Raw genomic sequence first — 16,767 nt, forward strand, 5'->3', positions numbered from 1 at the left:
GCCACCGGCCCCGGCGCCACCACCGCATCGGCCAGCTGCCGGCCCAGCGCGCGCAGCAGCGCCGGGTCCACGCGGGCTGCCCGGCCGGCCTGCGCGATATGCGCCATCAGCACCGGGTTGCCGCAGGTATTCGCCGTGCAGGAGAGCCCATCGCGCCGCACGGCATCCGCGTAGCGGCGCAGCAGTTCGGCCCGTTCCGCGTCCGTGAATCGATAGCTGCCCTGCCGGTCTACTTCGAGCAGCCGCGCCAGAATGCCCTGCTGCGCGTGGGGATTGGCCTGCCGGAAGAAGGCGTCCATGCCGAGACCGAGCTTGTCGGCCACGTAGACGTCATAGGTGCGCTGCCAGAACTCGCCCGGCATCTGCTCCGGCACGGTGGCCTGGAAGCCGTACAGATGCTCGATCTCCTTGACCATCTCGCGCGCGCCGGCATAGCCCGAGCGCTGCATCGCGCCGATCCACTTCGGGTTCCATTGCCGCGCGTTCAACTCCGTGGCCAGCCACGTGCGCACGTCCACGGTGTCCGTCTCGCCGGCGCGGCGCAGGTTGTGCAGCCAGAAGCGCGGCGCCTGCCCGCGCACCGCGCGCGTGGCGGCGGTCAGGCTGCCGGCGTACTGGTAGGTGTCGTCGTTGTCCAGCGCGCCGTACAGCGTGCTGGTGCGCGAGAACAGCACCGCCTCGTTCGAGGCCAGATGGCTCGCCAGCGCGTCCGGCGCGCTGGCACCCCAGCCTTCGGCCGAATAGGCGAAGTTCATGTAGCGCAGGTACTGCCGCGCGAGGGCATCCGGGCCGTCCTGCGCATCGCGGCTCTGCTCCACCATCTGCTGCACGCCGATGGCGTAGTTGCCGGGCTTGGCGGCGAACACGCGGGCACGGGCCAGCTTGCCGGCAGTGTCCAGGTCGGTGCCCCGGGCGGCCAGCGCGGCGGCCACCATGCGGTCGTGGCGGCTGATGGCGTTGTCGCCGGCGGCGGCGGCGAGCCGCGCAGCCTTGTCGAGCAGCGCCACCTTGTCGCCAAACCCGTCGCGGTAGATGCCGGAAATGGTCAGCAGCACGTTCACGCGGGGCCGGCCCAATTCGGCATCGGGAATCAGCCGCACGTCCTCCACGCCGCCGCGCGCGTTCCATACCGGCGCCACGCCCATCAGCCAGAGCGCCTCGGCCTCCATCGCGCCCTGATGCCGTTCCGTTTCGCCGTACCAGAGCACCATCGACACCGACTCCGGCAGCCGCCCCGTTTCCTGCCGATAGCGCGCCAGCGTCTGCGCCGCCATGGTCTTGCCAAGCGCCCACGCCGCCGGCGTGGGGATCTTCGCGCCATCGAAGGCATGGAGGTTGCGGCCCGTGGGCAGGCCGTCGGGCGTGCGCACCGGGTCGCCAAGCGGCCCGGTCGGCAGATAGCGGCCCGCCAGCACGGTGACCAGGCCGTCCAGTTCGGCCCGGGGCGATGCGCGCAGATCGGCCAGCCATTGCCGGGCGAGTTGGAGCGCGGCCCGCACTGTAGGCGCCTGATCGTCCGCCAGCCCGACCAGCGGCGGCGCGCGGCCGGCCACCAGATCCTCGGCCCACGCGCGCACTTGGGCGTCATAGGCGGGGTTGCGGAGCTGGGACGAGAGCAGCAGCGCCAGCGCGTCCACCTGATCGGCCTCGGGCGGCATCTCGCCGAGCGCGTGGATGCCCAGCGGCATCGGCTCGGCCTCCACCTTGTGCAGGAAGGCGTGCAGGATCGGCTCGATCTGCGCCCACGGTGCGTTGGCGTCGAGACCCAGTTGCTGGTCGAGCTTCAGCGCGCGCATCTGGGCGATGGCCTGCTGCCGGTACTGCGCCGATAGCTCGGGCGAGCTGTCGCGCGTGGCCTCGGCCTGCTCGATGGCTTCGTCCAGCTGCGCCAGCACCGGCGGCTGGCCGGCGCTGGCCAGCAGCGGCGCCAGATGGCTCACCAGCACGGCAGCGCTGCGGCGCTTGGCCTGGATCGCCTCGCCGCCGCCGTCCTGGATGTAGACGTAGGCGTTGGGCAGGTCGCCGAGCAGCACTTCGGCGCTATCGTCGCCAGCCTGCCCCACCTGCTTGCCGGGCAGCCACTCCAGCGTGCCGTGCCGGCCCACGTGCACCATGGCATCGGCGCCGAAGGCATGGCGGTACCAGAGATAGGCCGCGAGGTAGGAATGCGGCGGCGGCGTGATGGTGTCGTGCGAGGTGTCCATCGCGCGCGCGAAGGTCGAGCGCAGCGGCTGGGGGCCGACGAAGACATTGCCGAAGCGCAGGCCCGGGATCACGAAGGCGGGCTCGCCCTGCGCGTCGCGCGCCAGCATCAGCGGGTTGCGCTCGGGCGGTCCCCACGCTTGCGTCACGGCGGCGCGGAAGGCCGGCGGCAGCGTCTCGAACCAGCGCCGGTACTGCGCCAGCGGCAGCAGCGTGACGTGGCCGCCGCGCACCATGCGCGCCAGCTCGCCGGGCGACCACGTTTCGATATTGCGCCCGTTCGCCTCGAGCAGCGCGGTCAGCGTGGGCGTGTCGGGCAGGTCATCGCCCGTTTGGTAACCCGCCGCGCGCAGCCGCTGCAGGATCTGCGTGAGCGACGGCAGCGTGGCCAGATAGCTGGCGCCGAGATTGCCGCGCCCGGGCGGGTTGTTGTAGTAGAGCACCGCCACGTGCTTGCTGGCGGGCGGCTTGTCCTGCAGCGCGATCCAGCGGCGCACGCGCGCCACGATGGCGGCCACGCGCTCCGGTACCGCCGTGCTGCGCTGGCTCCCCTCCCCGCCTTCCTGCGTGGCGAACAGGATCGGCTCGGTCGCCCCGCTGCGCTCGGGCGCGGTCAGCAACAGCGGCAGCCGCTCTCCGGCGATGCCGCGCACATCGGCACGCCAGCCGGCTTCGCTGTCGCGCGTGGCGATCAGGTTGATCGTGTGCAGGCCGTGCCGCGCCAGCCAGTCCTTGTCCTCGGTGCGCGGAATGGTCAGGTTCAACGCCAGCAGCGCGCGCAGCGGCGTGGTGCCATCCTGCGTGACCAGCGCATCGAGCCCCGAGAGCGGCCAGCCGAACACCGGCACCGCGCCTACGCCCTGGCGCTCCAGCGCAGCGATCAGGGCGTCGATATGGGCGAGGTCGCGCTGGCGGTAGTGGGTGGCGTAGAAGGCGATGCCGACCAGCGGCGCCCCATCGGCAACGATGCCGGCCTGCCGATACCACTTGAGGTAATCCTGCAGCGACGCGAACGGCTGTGCTGCGCGCGGATGGTAGATGCCGGCGGCGGGCGCAGGGCGTACGGCGGGCACCGCGATCACGTCCTGCGCCGGCAGGCCCTGCATGCGCTGCCGCGCCGCCACGGCAAGGGCGAGGAAGGCGGCGAGGTTGTCCACGCCACCGGCCTCCCAATAGGGCTGCGCAGCATCGGCGGCATCACGCTTGGCTGCGCCCGGGCCCCACGCCGCCTCGACGCTCTCCGCCGGCGCCCCGAAGACCAGCACGCCGCGTGCGGCGGCCTGGCGCACGCCGGGCGCCATCGCGCGCAGCACCGTGGCCGGGGCGAATCGTGCATAGATGACATCGGCCTGCGCGAGCATTGCCGCGTCCGGTGCCTCGGTGCGGAACGTGAAGGTGGCCACCGCCTCGCCGTGCGTGGCGCGGAACGCGGCCTCGGCGGCAGGCAGCAGGTGCGCGTTGGAGGTGACGACGAGCACGCGCACCGGCGCGGCGGCCATCGCCGACGGCAGCAGCCACAGGGCGCAGATCAGGCAGCACAGCAGCGCAAGCCATGGACGCAGGCGACTGGCGAAGGCAGGATGGGGAATCACTCGGCGGGGGCAGGATGGCATGGCGGGCAGCACACCGCACATCGCGGAAGCGGCTGGCTCGGCATTTTACCCGGAGGGGACGCGTCGGCGGCACGCCTTTCGTACGGATGTTTGATGCGTGCAGATCACCCGCTGTTGCGCGCCATCCACGCAGGTGTTGTTTTTTTCGTGGGATGGGCGCCTGAAAGCGGGTTGGCAAATTTGACCACGACAGGCAATTACGTCACAAAGCCGCAGGTAGTAATCACAAAGTATGGCGTCCGAATCGCCCCGGATATTGCCTGCACGGCCCGGAATCCCGGGGCGGGAGGCCAATGGGCGAACAATCTACGCATCCGTGCAAGTGGCGGCAATCATCCTTGTGGGCGACGCCACATGCATTGTGGTGACCCATCGTGTACCTCGCGGCGGATCGACTATATTTGACCCATGGCGCGCACATCCCGAATCACCCAGCCGTAAGACAGCCCTGGAGGTAACTGCCATGCGTTCGCTTGCCAACTTGTTCAGTCCGCCGACGCCAGAGAAGATCGCCGAGAAGGAACTGCAAGACATGAGGCTGACGCTTTTTCAGGCAGAGCGTCGCCTGCTGGAAGCGCAGATGCAAGTCGATTACTACCGCAACATGATCGCGTTCCTCGAAGAAGTGGGCGCGACCGGTGTCGAAGGCGTGGCGGACCGTCGCCATGCGGCCATGTCGCCGACACCCGGGGCGCCCGCCCTGCCGCCGGCCTCGCAGCCCGCGCGCGTGGCGCCGGGCCTGACCACCGTACCTATCGTACCCTCGGCCGCCTGACCGATCCTTCGCCCGGCCGGCATGCCCGGCTGTGCGATACTCGCCGCGTTCGATGCCATGCCGCCCCCGCACCGGGGCGGCATGCGCACGTCTGCACCAGACTTCAAGGAACCGGCCCATGAGCACCCTTCTCCCCGCGATTGACCTCGAGACCGCGCCAAACCCCACGCACAGCGTGATCTGGATGCACGGCCTTGGCGCCGATGGCAACGATTTCGTCCCCGTCGTGCCCGAGCTGGGCTTGCCCGCCACGCTGGCGGTGCGCTTCATCTTCCCGCACGCGCCGGCGATTCCCGTCACCTGCAACAACGGCTACGTCATGCCGGCCTGGTACGACATCTATTCGCTCGACGAAGCCGGCCGGCGTGCCGACGAGGCGGGCATCCGTGCCTCGCGCGAGGCCATCCGGGCGCTGATCGCGCGTGAGAACGGGCGCGGCGTGCCGACCAGCCGCATCGTGCTGGCCGGGTTCTCGCAGGGCGGCGCCATCGCCTACACCACGGCGCTGACGCACCCGGAGACGCTGGCCGGGGTGATTGCGCTCTCCACCTACATCCCCGCGCCGGACCTGATCGCGGCCGAGGCCACGCCCGCCAATGCCGCCACGCCGGTCTTCGCCGCGCACGGCACCGAGGACGACGTGGTGCCGTTGGGCCTGGGCACGCGCGCCCGGGACTTCCTCGCCGCGCGGGAGCAGCCGGTGGCCTGGCACACGTATCGCATGCCGCACTCGGTCTGCCTGGAAGAGATTGCCGATATCGGCCAGTGGCTGCGCGAGCGGCTGGCATGATCCCCACCACGCCCCCGCCCCGCATCGACTTCAACACCCGCAAGGCGCTGCTGTTTGCGCTGACGGCCGAGCGGCTGGCAGCGTTCTACGAACACGGCAAATGGATGACCGACGCGCAGGGCGCCACGCTGGCCGGGATGTGGCTGTCGCGCTCCAAGCTGCAACTGGCGCTGTCGGAGCGGCGGCTGCTCTCGGAGCTGAGCGACCAGTTCGCGCGCCAGTTGTCCGAATCGCTCTCGCGCGAGGCCGGCCTGTACGCGGCGCACGAGATGATGGAAGCGCTCGACCCGAACTACCAGTCCGCCTTCGCCCACGACATGCTGGACGAATGCGAACGGCTGCTCCATGAGAACGGCGTGACCGAGTGACGGAGATGGCTCAGACCGCGCGGCGCACGGGATTGAGCGCCTCGCCGTCCAGCCGCCGGAACACGAAGGCCGACAGCAGCGTGATGATGCCCACCGCCAGGAAGGCCAGCCGATAGGCGGGCGCGGCCACGCCCAGTTCGTTCGAGAACAGGCTGACGAGCCCGCCGCCAATCGTCACCCCCAGGCCGATGGCCAGCATCTGCACCATCGAGAACAGGCTGTTGCCGCTGCCGGCGTCCTCGCGCGAGAGCCCCTTCAGCGTCACGCTGTTCATCGCCGCGAACTGCATCGAATTCGAAGCGCCGAAGGTGGCCAGTTGCAGGATCGACACGGCCAGCGGCCAGCCCGGGGACATCGCCGCGAACGAGGCAATCGAGGCCCCCACGATCAGCGTGTTCACCAGCAGGAAGTTGTCGTAGCCGTAGCGGTTGACCAGCGGCACGATCCAGCGCTTGGACACCGCCCCGGCCACCGCCACCGGCAGCAGCATCAGGCCCGAATGGAACGGGGAATAGCCCAGCTGCAACTGCATCAGCAGCGGCAGCAGGAACGGCACCGCGCCGGAACCGATGCGGCAGACCAGATTGCCCACCAGCCCCACGCTGAAGTTCGGCTCGCGGAACAGCGCCAGCCGGAACAGCGGCGTCGCATGCCGCCGTGCATGGGGGATATAGAGCAGCGCGGCGACGATGCTGACGGCGGCCAGCACCAGGCTCCACAGCAGCGCGTGGGAGGCGCCGTGCGGTACGTCCAGCGCCAGCGAGAACGCCACCATGCACAGCGACAGCAGCCCGCAGCCCACCCAGTCGAACGGCGGCGCCACGCCGGCCTCCCCCGCCGGCAGGTAGCGGCGTACCGCCAGCAGGCCAACCAGCCCCACTGGCACGTTGATCAGGAAGATCCAGTGCCAGGACGCGCTCTGCACCAGCCAGCCGCCCAGCACCGGCCCGAAGATCGGCCCCACCTGCCCGGCAATCGACACGAACGCCAGCGCCGCGATGTACTGCTCGCCCGGGATATTGCGCAGCACGGCCAGCCGGCCGATCGGCAGCAGCATCGACCCGCCCACGCCCTGCAGCACCCGCGCAATCACCAGTTGCGTGAGCGTATGGGCCGTGGCGCAGTACACGGAGCCGAGCACGAAGATCAGGATGGCGCAGAAATACACGCGCCGCGTGCCGAACTTGTCGGCCAGCCAGCCGGAGGCCGGGGTCAGCATCGCCATGGTCAGCGTGTACGCCACCACCACCGGTTTCAGGTCCAGCGGCTTCTCGCCAAGGCTGTGCGCCATCGAGGGCAGCGCGGTGTTGACGATGGTGGTGTCCAGCGTCTGCATGAAGAAGCCGGCGAAGACGATCCACAGCATGGCCTTCTGCGAGGCGACGGCTGGGCTGGCGGGGGCTGGAGCGGTGGTCATGGGAATTCTTTGGAATCCCTGGTCGGCAGTGGCCAGGAACAATGGACCCTATGGTAAACACCGGGATAGCCATCGGGAACCCCTCTGGCGTTATTGACTGCTATCGAAAAATCCGATGACAATGGGCCGATGCTCAATCCCGTCTGGATCCAGACCTTCGCCACCGTGGCGACGGCGCGCAGTTTCACCGATGCCGGCCGGCAGCTCGGCCTCTCGCAATCGTCGGTCAGCGACCATATCCGCCGGCTCGAAGACAGCGTGGGCCGGCGCCTGTTTATCCGCGACACCCACTCCCTGCGCCTGACCGCCGATGGCGAGGCGCTGCTCGTGCACGCCCGGCTGATCCTGGAGGCGCTGGCGCGCGCCGAATCCCAGTTCAGCGCGCCCCGGCTGCAGGGCCGTGTGCGGCTGGGCACCTCGGACGACCTCGCGCAGGGCCCGCTGCCCAATGTGCTGGCGGCGTTCCGTGACACCCATCCCGATGTCGAACTCGAAATCACCATCGGCATGACCGGCAAGCTCTATGAACTGGTCGATGCCGGCATGCTGGATCTGATGATCGGCAAGCGGCGCGAAGGCGACCGGCGCGGCGTCTCGCTGTTCCGGGGGCCGCTGGAATGGCTGGCGCGGCCGGGCACGGTGATCGACGTGCGCCAGCCGCTGCCGCTGATCCTGGTGAACGAGCCCAGCGTCACGCGCTCGATTGTGCTCGCCACGCTGGCCAAGGCCGGCTGGCCGTGGCGGGTGGTCTGCGCCAGCAGCAGCCATTCGGGCTGCATCGCGGCGGCGCGCGGCGGGCTCGGCATTACCGTCCGGGCGCAGGCCCTGGCGGGGCGCGGGCTGGTGCCGCCGGTCAACAGCCAGGAGTTGCCGGCGCTGCCGGAGGTGGAGTTCATCTCGCTGGCGGCCGGCCGGTTGTCCGAGCCGGCCGAGACGCTGCTGACGCTGCTGCGCAAGAGTGATCTGCGCGCATCGCGCACGGATTGATAGGCTTCGTCTGCGTATTCAGCCGAGCGCGCGTAGCGCCTGATAGGCCGTGAGCAGGTGGTAGGGCGTGGTCGACGGCATTTCGGCGCGCACCACCTCGCCATCCGGCGCCACGCATTCGTGCCAGCCATCGGCATGGAGGAAACGGCTGCGGAAACGGTCGATCCACTGCTCCAGTTCGATCAGCGGCGCCGGGTCTTGCTCCACGGTGCCCTTCACAGCCAGCGCGCGGGCGAATTCGGTCTGGGCCCAGATCCGCTGGGTGCCGTCCTGCAGCGTGCCGTCCAGATCCAGCGCGGCACTGACGCCGAGTGTGTCATTGATCACACCATGGGCACGCGCGAAGTCGTACGCGCGGCGCAGCGAGGCCGGCAACGGCGTATTGGCGAACAGGGCCGGCGCCGTCATTACCAGCGAATACCACTCGAACTGATGCCCGGGCTCGATCCGGTTGCCGGGCGTGCCCTGCGGCTGCTCGGCCACGCAGCCATTGGCGGGATCGACGAAACGCTGCGCCACCGCCGCCGCCATCTCCGGCAGGCGGGCGGCGAACCAGGGGTCGCCGGTCACCTCGCTGGCGGCGAGGTAGGCTTCGGTCAGGTGCATGATCGGGTTCTGCAACACGCCCCCACCATTGACCGCGAAATTGGGCGACAAAGCCGCGTGATAGAGACCGTTTCCATCGCCAAATCGATGTTCGATCACATCCACGGTGCGGCGCATGGTCTCGAGCGCCGCCGCGCTGCCGCCGGCGCGATGGTAATGGGCGCAGGCGAAAACCACGAACGCGTGGGTGTAGAGGTCGCGCGTGGTATCACGCGGCGCGCCATCGGCATCGATGCTGTAGATCCAGCCGCCCGTTCCGTCGCCGAAATAGTGCTGGAGCGAGGTGAACAGCGTATCGGCATGCGCGAGGTGGCCGGCGGTAGCGAAGACGTACAGCTGCCGCGCGCAGGCCATCGCCCGGAAACGCCTGTCTGGCAAGGGCTGGCTGGTGGCGCCGTCGAGAGCCTCGTGCGCCAGCCGGAGGTCTGCCCGCCAGCCGGGGCCGGTCCAGGCGGGCAGGATGGCCGTGTCGAAATGGGCGATCAGCGAGGCGATCCGTTCGGAAAGTGTCGGGGAGGCGAGCATGGGGTGAGCGAAATACGGGCGCTGCCGCATTGCGCGGCCACTGCCCAGGCGACACAAGATACTGGAAATGGCAGGGCGGCGGAAGGCGCCGTGCGCCGCGCGCGCCGCTCGGCCGCAGATGACACTGGCAAAGCGGCCACGCGGTGCTATGTTGAAAGTCCACCACCGGTCGTAACCCTGCCCTCCGGGAGAACCGCCATGTCCGCTCATCCCACGACAATCGCCGACCACCGTCGCACCCTCGTGATGCATGTGATGGAAGACCCACCCGGACGCTACACGTGGCGTATCGTCGTGGAGGAGAAATGCGGTGGTGCCGACTGCGACAGCATGATCGAGGCCGCCACGGACTATGGCTCGCAGGCCGAGGCGGAAGCGGCCTGCTGGGCGGCCGGCAACAGCATGCTCGAAGGTCAGCGCGCCGCGAGTGAACTGCCCGGCATGTATCCAAAAGATATGCGCCATTGATAACGCCATCAGGCGCATCAAGAATCCGTTTGGCTCCTGTTAGGGGCGGTTAGTCTCTTTTCCCATTTTCGCCCCTTGATCCACTGTGGCCGCCGGCCTAGCCTGAAAGGTGTGGCGGCACACGGCACGGGACGCTTTGTCCCGTTTTTTCCCGTATGCCCCTCGGAGAAAAGCGATGGACAAGCCCACTGTCAGCCCCCGCCGCTTTGTCGAACTGATGAACGAGCGGCTCGCGCGGCATCCCCTCTATCGGGAAGGGATGCATGTCTACGCCATCCCGCAGCATTCCGACCATCCGCGCAGCCTGGTCTGCGTGGGGCCGCGCGGCACCGAGGGCATCTGCGCCACCATCGAGAACATCGTGCGGGGCGAGTGCGATGTCTTCCCCGAATTCCCGCCTGACCCCCATCGCCGCCCCGGACACGAATCGCGCGCGCGGTAGGAACGGCAAGAAAATCCGCCGAACACCCGCCGAACACCCGCTCGCGGCAGTGCGCGCCCTAAAAAATCAGGCCGCCCTGGCCTGCGATATTGACCGGCGCTAGATACAATGGCCTCCGCATCCCCTGCCCGGAGCGCCAATGAAAAGAGCTTTCGAAGCCGATGGCAGCGTCGCGGACCTGCCATCCGCCCCTGCCGACACCGCCAGTTCGCCGAGCCCGTCTGCCCCCGCCAGCGCTGAAGCGCGCGCCGCCGCCGTGGCGGCGACCATCGCCCGCACGGCGGTGGAGCAGGCCGACCACGCCATGCGCCACTGGACCGATCCCTTGCCGGACCGGCTCCGCATCGGCTCTCCCGAGCATCTGCGCATGTTCTGCAACATGCTGCTCCAGACCCACAACCCCTACAAACCGTCCGTGATCGACTGGCCGGTGCTGCCGCCCGATGCGCTGCGCCGCGTGACCTCGCTGCCGATCTGGGACATCGCCGTGCAAACCGAGGGCCGTGCGTCCATCCGCGTGCACAGCTACGCCCGCACCGTGCGCGACCCGCTGCTGCGCAGCGCGCTGGAGATGGATGCCGACGAGGAGGCGCGCCACAAGGTGGTGCTGGCCAAGCTGGTGGAGGCGTATGGCATCACGCTGGCACCGGAACCCGAGTACCTGCCGCCCGCCGACCCCGAATGGGGCTGGCTGGTGACCGGCTACAGCGAGTGCATCGACAGCTTTGCCGCGTTCGGGCTGTTTGCCGCGGCCAAGGATTCCGGCTTCTTCCCGGCCGAGCTGGTCGAGACATTTGAGCCCGTGATCCAGGAAGAAGGCCGCCATATCCTGTTTTTTGCGAACTGGGTGGCGTGGTATCGCGCCAGCCTGCCGTGGTGGCGCAAGCCGGCCTTCGCCTGGAAGGTCTGGCGGGTCTGGTTCTTCCTGATCCGCGAACGCATCGGCATCGCGCGCGGCATCGACGTGGATGTGGACGGCGCCGCCCAGGATGCGAATTTCCCGATGAACGCGGCCGATACGCTGGGCCAGACGCTCTCCCCCGGCGCCATGATCGACCTCTGCCTGGCCGAGGACGCGCGGCGCATGGCGGGGTATGATGCGCGGCTTCTGCGCCCGACCACGGTGCCCCGGCTGGCCCGGCTGGTGCGCCGCTTTCTCAAATGAATCTGGAATTGACGCACGCCATGGCGTTTGGATTGTCCCTGCTGGCCCTGTTGATCTGGTGCGTGCTGGTCTTCGCCCGCGCCGGCTTCTGGCGCGTGCGCAAACCCGCGCCCTCCCCCCGCCCCGCCGCGTGGCCGCCCGTGGTCGGCATCATCCCCGCCCGCAATGAGGCCGATGTGATCGGCCGCGCCGTGACCGGCGTGCTGGGCCAGCACTATGCGGGGCGGCTCCACCTGATCGTGGTGGACGACCATAGCAGCGACGGCACCGCCGACATCGCGCGGGCCGCCGCCCTGTCGATCGGCAAGGCCGACCAGCTCACCGTGGTGGCGGCGCGGGACCTGCCTGCCGGCTGGAGCGGCAAGGTCTGGGCGCAGTCCGAAGGGTTGGCCGCTGCCGACGTGCAGATGCCCGACGCCGGGTTCGCCTTCCTCACCGACGCCGACATCTGGCATGGCCCGGGAACGGTGACGGAACTGGTGGCCCGCGCCGAGGCTGAGCGCCGCGACCTCGTCTCGCTGATGGTGCGCCTGCGCTGCGAATCGGCCTGGGAACGCATGATCGTGCCGGCTTTTGTCTTCTACTTCGCCAAACTCTACCCGTTCGCGCGGGTTGCGGACCCATCGAGCCGCGTCGCGGCCGCAGCGGGCGGCTGCATGCTGGCACGGCGCACGGCGCTGGCGCGCATCGGCGGTTTCCATGCCATTCGCGGCGAGTTGATCGACGATTGCAGCCTGGCAGCGCGGATCAAGGAAGGCGGCGCCATCCGGCTCGACCTGGCGGACGACAGCATCTCGCTGCGCCCCTACGACGACTGGGAAAGCCTCTGGAACATGATCGCGCGCAGCGCCTACACCCAGTTGCACTACTCGCCCTGGATGCTGGCCGGCGCCACGCTCGGCATGATCCTGACCTATCTGGCCCCGCCCGTGCTGGCGCTGGCCGGTGGCGCGGCGCTGTGGCCGGCGTGGCTGGCGTGGATCCTGATGGCGGTCAGCTATCGGCCAATGCTGCGCGAATACCGGCAGCCGGCGTGGCTGGCGCCGCTGCTGCCGCTCACGGCGCTGTTCTATCTGGGCGCAACGCTCGATTCGGCACGCCGCTACTGGCTGCGCCGGGGCGGCCAGTGGAAAGGCCGCGCCCAGGCGCCGATCCGCTCGTGATCGCGCTCGCTATATCTCGATCTATATCTAACAGTGCTATTTGAGATAGCCGGCCTCGCGGAACCAGGTCAGGGCGTCGCGCAGCCCATCCTGATACGGCCGCGGCGTGTAGCCAAGCTCTCGCTGCGCCTTGTCCGAGGTGAAGAACATCCGGTATTGCGACATCTTCAGGCCGTCAACGGTGACGAACGGCTCCTTTCCGGTAAAGCGCGCCACGGTCTCCGCCACCCGCGCCAAGGGGTACAACGGCCAGCGCGGCAGTTGCACGGTGGGCGGCTTGCGGCCGGTCATGCCGGCGATGTCGTGCAGCATCTGCTGCAAAGTGACGTCCTGTCCGCCCAAGATGTACCGCTCGCCGATCTTGCCGCGCTCCAGCGCCAGGAAGTGGCCGGTGGCGACGTCATCGACATGGGCGAGATTCAAGCCCGTATCGACAAAGGCCGGGATCTTGCCGGTGGCTGCCTCGACGATGATCCGCCCGGTGGGCGTGGGTCGCACGTCGCGCGGACCAATCGGCGTGGACGGGTTGACGATGACCGCCGGCAACCCCTCGGCGACCAGACGCTCCACCTCGCGCTCGGCCAGCACCTTGCTGCGCTTGTAGGCGCCAATGGCCTCGTGGCCCGCCATGGCGGCGGTCTCGTCCACGGGCGCGGTGGCGCCGGCCACCCGCAGCGTGGCCACGCTGCTGGTATAGACAATGCGCTCCACGCCGGCCTGCCGGGCGGCTTCCATCACGGTCACGGTGCCATCCACGTTGGACCGCACGATTTCCTCGGGATCGGGCGCCCAGAGCCGGTAGTCGGCCGCCACGTGGAACAGGTAGCGCACGCCCGCCATCGCACGCGCCATGGACGCCGCGTCACGCATATCGCCCTCGACCACCTCCACGGGCAGCCCGGCGAGGTTGGCACGCGGGCTGGTGGCCCGCACCAGCACCCGGACCTGAAAACCCCGGTCGAGGGCCTGCCGCATCACAGAAGAGCCAAGAAAGCCCGACGCGCCTGTCACCAAAATGCAATTGTTAATTTCAGTTCCCCTGTCTACAGATTGCCATTTTGGGCCGTTAAGGCCCTAAACCACGCGCATTGTGAGCCAAAAGCCCGTGTTGGCCCCAGCCAACGTGCCAGACAGAAATTTCTGCACCGGTATATAGTAACCACCGTGAGCCGGAAAGTGATGCCGGCATACCAAGATAAGAAAATGTTGAATATTCGTCAGTGGGTCGGGGGGCCGTCCCTATGCAGGTAATACTCGCCCAGCCTCGGGGCTTCTGTGCCGGCGTGGTCCGCGCGATCGAGATCGTCGACCGCGCGCTGGTCAAGCACGGCGCCCCCGTCTACGTCCGGCACGAGATTGTCCACAACAAGCACGTGGTGGAAGGCTTGCGGCAGAAAGGCGCGCGTTTCGTCGAGGAACTGGAAGAAGTCCCAGGCGGCGCGGTCACCATCTTCAGCGCCCACGGGGTCTCGCGGGAAGTCGTGGCGGATGCCCAGCGGCGGGAGTTGCACGCGATCGACGCGACCTGCCCACTCGTCATCAAGGTGCATACCCAAGGTCGCCAGTATGCCGCAGCCGGCCGCCACGTGATCCTGATCGGACACGCCGGCCACCCCGAGGTGGAAGGCACCATGGGCCAGATCCCCGGCAAGGTGATCCTGGTCCAGAATGAAGCGGAAGTGGCCACGCTGGACCTGCCGGTGGATGCCCCTGTGGCCTATATCACGCAGACCACGTTGTCCGTGGACGACACCCGTAATATCATTGCGGCGCTCGCGGCGCGCTTCACGAATCTGGTGGGGCCGAACACGCGCGACATCTGCTACGCCACCCAGAACCGCCAGAGTGCGGTGCGCGAGATGTCGTCGCGGGTGGATGTGATTCTCGTGATCGGGGCGACAAATAGCTCCAATTCCAACCGTTTGCGCGAAATTGGCACGGAAAGCGGCGTGCCGAGCTACCTGATTGCCGATGGCAGCGAGCTGGATCCCGCCTGGGTTCGGGACGCCGATGTCGTGGGCATTACCGCGGGGGCCTCGGCGCCCGAGGCGATGGTGGAAGACGTGATCGCGGCATTACGCCGACTCGGGCCGGTCGAGGTATCGACCATGGAAGGCATCGTGGAACACGCGGAATTCCGCCTGCCGGCCGAACTGGCCGGCACAGCACTGGCGCAACCCGCCAGCAAGACAACCGAACAGCGCGATGCGCGCCTCGCCGACCAGACGGCGGCAGGCTGAACCGCACCGCCGAACCCTCACAGGAAGCACCCCTTGGCCATTCCGTTTCTGCAGGTCGCCCGCGTTGGCGCCTATATTGCTCGCAAGCACCTCTCCGGGCAAAAGCGCTATCCGCTCGCCCTGATGCTGGAACCCCTGTTCCGCTGCAACCTCGCCTGCTCCGGCTGCGGCAAGATCGACTATCCGGACCCCATCCTGAACCAGCGCCTGTCCGTGGCGGAATGCCTGGAGGCCGTGGACGAGTGCGGCGCGCCCGTGGTGTCCATCGCCGGCGGCGAGCCGCTGCTGCACAAGGACATGCCCGAGATCGTGCGCGGCATCATCGCCCGCAAGCGCTTTGTCTACCTGTGCACCAACGCGCTGCTGCTGGAGAAGAAGATCGACCAGTACGAGCCGAGCCCGTACTTCGTGTGGTCGATCCACCTCGACGGCGACCGCGAGATGCATGACCACTCGGTCAACCAGGAAGGCGTGTACGACCGCTGCGTGGACGCCATCCGCATGGCCAAGGAGCGCGGCTTCCGCGTGAACATCAACTGCACGCTGTTCAACGACGCCAAGCCGGACCGCGTGGCCAAGTTCTTCGACTCGGTCAAGGCGATGGGCGTGGACGGCATCACGGTGTCGCCAGGCTATGCCTACGAGCGCGCGCCGGACCAGCAGCACTTCCTGAACCGCAACAAGACCAAGCAGCTGTTCCGCGACATCCTCTCGCGCGGCCGCGCGGGCAAGAACTGGGCATTCAGCCAGTCGACGATGTTCCTGGACTTCCTGGCCGGCAACCAGACCTACAAGTGCACGCCCTGGGGCAACCCGGCGCGCACGGTGTTCGGCTGGCAACGCCCCTGCTACCTGGTGGGCGAAGGCTACGTGAAGACCTTCAAGGAACTGATGGAAGACACGGACTGGGACGCCTACGGCGTCGGCAACTATGAGAAGTGCGCCGACTGCATGGTCCACAGCGGCTTCGAAGCCACCGCCGTGGCCGACACGTTCGCCCACCCGCTCAAGGCGCTGGGCGTGACCCTGCGCGGCGTGAAGACCACCGGCGCGATGGCCCCGGACATCTCGCTGGACAAGCAGCGCCCGGCCGACTACGTGTTCTCGCGCCACGTGGAGATCAAGCTGGCCGAGATCGGCAACCTGAAGAAAGCCCAGGGCAGCCGCGCCGAGGCCGTGCAGGCGCAAGCGACGCATTGAGCGCATGAACGCACCCCGGCCCGCGCAAGCGGCCGGGGCAAACGCTTCAAATGAATGAAGCCGATTTGACTACGTCTGTAGCCAAGTCGGCTTCATTTTTTGCTTGGGGCGATTACGCCGCTGCCCGGGCGTTGTGATTGGTCAGGTACTTGATCAGGCCGTCCACGCCGTCGCGGGCAACGATGTCGGCGAACTGCTTGCGGTACACCTCGATCAGCCAGGCGCCCATCATGTTGATGTCGTAGATTTTCCAGCCGTCGTTGCCGCGCTGCAGGCGGTAGTCGATCAGCATCTCGTCGCCGTTGTTCAGCACGCGGGTGGCCACCACGGAGTCGTTGGCGCTGCTGCCAGCCTTGGCCGGCTTGTAGGTAAATTTGGGACTCTGGTCACGCAGTTGCGAGAGCGAAACCGCGTAGCTGCGCACCAGCAGGGCGGTGAATTGCTCCTGGAGTGTTTTTTGCTGTTCAGGGGTAGCCTGCTTCCAGGCATTGCCGAGCGCGAGGCGGGTGGTGCGGCCGAAATCCGTGTAAGGCAGGAACTCGCGCTGCACCACGGCGGTAATTTTTGCCAGATCGCCGCTGCGGGTCTCGGGATCGGCCTTGATCTTGGCAATCACGCCTTCTACGGCGGTTTGCACGAGCTTGTCAGGTGACGTCTGGGCGTGTGCGGTGCCGATCATCGCCACGGCCGCAATCGCCACGGTGACGGGGGCAATCGCGGGAGCAATGATGGCGGTGGGAAATTGTCGGTTCATGAGTCTCCGATGCAGGGATAATCGGCCACAGGGCCAGTCGGGGCAGTATATA

Annotated in this window: 15 protein-coding genes; 10 read left to right on the plus strand and 5 right to left on the minus strand. The window is 68.1% G+C overall.

Going from position 1 to position 16,767, the window contains the following annotated elements:
• Positions 1-3,815, minus strand: a 3,815-nt coding sequence (locus KHO18_RS16295) for a cobaltochelatase subunit CobN (RefSeq protein WP_211943554.1), incomplete at its 3' end; no start/stop codon positions are given.
• A gap of 463 nt (positions 3,816-4,278) precedes the next feature.
• Here KHO18_RS16295 and KHO18_RS16300 point away from each other — a divergent pair.
• From KHO18_RS16300 to KHO18_RS16310, 3 genes are all read left to right on the plus strand, one after another.
• Entirely contained in the window at positions 4,279-4,590 is a 312-nt protein-coding gene (locus tag KHO18_RS16300) for a hypothetical protein (RefSeq protein ID WP_144196954.1), read from the plus strand.
• A 118-nt stretch (positions 4,591-4,708) separates the two neighbouring features.
• Positions 4,709-5,380 (plus strand): alpha/beta hydrolase, encoded by a 672-nt coding sequence (locus KHO18_RS16305; protein WP_211943555.1) that lies wholly within the window; start codon positions 4,709-4,711, stop codon positions 5,378-5,380.
• Positions 5,377-5,748, plus strand: a complete 372-nt coding sequence (locus KHO18_RS16310; RefSeq protein WP_186296803.1) for a hypothetical protein — start codon at positions 5,377-5,379, stop codon at positions 5,746-5,748. The genes KHO18_RS16305 and KHO18_RS16310 overlap by 4 nt, the downstream gene beginning before the upstream one ends.
• A gap of 10 nt (positions 5,749-5,758) precedes the next feature.
• Here the strand turns inward: KHO18_RS16310 and mdtD are convergent, their stop codons facing one another.
• Positions 5,759-7,165, minus strand: coding sequence for a multidrug transporter subunit MdtD (gene mdtD, locus KHO18_RS16315; RefSeq protein ID WP_244844852.1), 1,407 nt, complete (start codon positions 7,163-7,165; stop codon positions 5,759-5,761).
• 129 nt (positions 7,166-7,294) lie between these two features.
• On the opposite strand from mdtD, the gene KHO18_RS16320 reads away from it, so the two are divergent.
• On the plus strand, positions 7,295-8,152 hold the full coding sequence (locus KHO18_RS16320; protein ID WP_144196952.1) for a LysR family transcriptional regulator: 858 nt from the start codon (positions 7,295-7,297) through the stop codon (positions 8,150-8,152).
• Positions 8,153-8,170: 18 nt separating this feature from the next.
• Here the strand turns inward: KHO18_RS16320 and KHO18_RS16325 are convergent, their stop codons facing one another.
• Complete coding sequence (locus tag KHO18_RS16325) at positions 8,171-9,283, minus strand: AGE family epimerase/isomerase (protein ID WP_211943556.1); 1,113 nt, start codon at positions 9,281-9,283, stop codon at positions 8,171-8,173.
• Positions 9,284-9,481: 198 nt separating this feature from the next.
• Between KHO18_RS16325 and KHO18_RS16330 the strand changes: the two genes are divergently transcribed.
• From KHO18_RS16330 to KHO18_RS16345, 4 genes are all read left to right on the plus strand, one after another.
• The gene (locus KHO18_RS16330; protein WP_144196950.1) at positions 9,482-9,751 is read left to right on the plus strand and encodes a hypothetical protein; all 270 of its coding nucleotides are present in this window, start codon (positions 9,482-9,484) and stop codon (positions 9,749-9,751) included.
• 175 nt (positions 9,752-9,926) lie between these two features.
• Complete coding sequence (locus KHO18_RS16335; RefSeq protein ID WP_144196949.1) at positions 9,927-10,193, plus strand: hypothetical protein; 267 nt, start codon at positions 9,927-9,929, stop codon at positions 10,191-10,193.
• 256 nt (positions 10,194-10,449) lie between these two features.
• Positions 10,450-11,358 (plus strand): ferritin-like domain-containing protein, encoded by a 909-nt coding sequence (locus tag KHO18_RS16340; RefSeq protein WP_211943569.1) that lies wholly within the window; start codon positions 10,450-10,452, stop codon positions 11,356-11,358.
• Positions 11,359-11,378: 20 nt separating this feature from the next.
• Positions 11,379-12,521 carry a glycosyltransferase gene (locus KHO18_RS16345; RefSeq protein WP_144197161.1) on the plus strand — a complete coding sequence of 381 codons (1,143 nt, stop codon included), beginning with the start codon at positions 11,379-11,381 and terminating at the stop codon, positions 12,519-12,521.
• A gap of 36 nt (positions 12,522-12,557) precedes the next feature.
• Here KHO18_RS16345 and hpnA read toward each other — a convergent pair whose 3' ends face one another.
• Positions 12,558-13,550 carry a hopanoid-associated sugar epimerase gene (hpnA, locus tag KHO18_RS16350; RefSeq protein ID WP_211943570.1) on the minus strand — a complete coding sequence of 331 codons (993 nt, stop codon included), beginning with the start codon at positions 13,548-13,550 and terminating at the stop codon, positions 12,558-12,560.
• A 212-nt stretch (positions 13,551-13,762) separates the two neighbouring features.
• Between hpnA and ispH the strand changes: the two genes are divergently transcribed.
• Both ispH and hpnH read left to right on the plus strand, forming a co-directional pair.
• Positions 13,763-14,761, plus strand: a complete 999-nt coding sequence (ispH, locus tag KHO18_RS16355) for a 4-hydroxy-3-methylbut-2-enyl diphosphate reductase (protein ID WP_211943557.1) — start codon at positions 13,763-13,765, stop codon at positions 14,759-14,761.
• A gap of 33 nt (positions 14,762-14,794) precedes the next feature.
• The gene (gene hpnH / locus KHO18_RS16360) at positions 14,795-15,961 is read left to right on the plus strand and encodes an adenosyl-hopene transferase HpnH (protein WP_144196946.1); all 1,167 of its coding nucleotides are present in this window, start codon (positions 14,795-14,797) and stop codon (positions 15,959-15,961) included.
• A gap of 112 nt (positions 15,962-16,073) precedes the next feature.
• Here the strand turns inward: hpnH and KHO18_RS16365 are convergent, their stop codons facing one another.
• Positions 16,074-16,715 (minus strand): MlaC/ttg2D family ABC transporter substrate-binding protein, encoded by a 642-nt coding sequence (locus tag KHO18_RS16365; RefSeq protein WP_144196945.1) that lies wholly within the window; start codon positions 16,713-16,715, stop codon positions 16,074-16,076.
• Positions 16,716-16,767: the final 52 nt, after the last annotated feature.

The organism is Cupriavidus campinensis (genome assembly GCF_905397395.1).
Lineage (GTDB): Bacteria > Pseudomonadota > Gammaproteobacteria > Burkholderiales > Burkholderiaceae > Cupriavidus > Cupriavidus campinensis.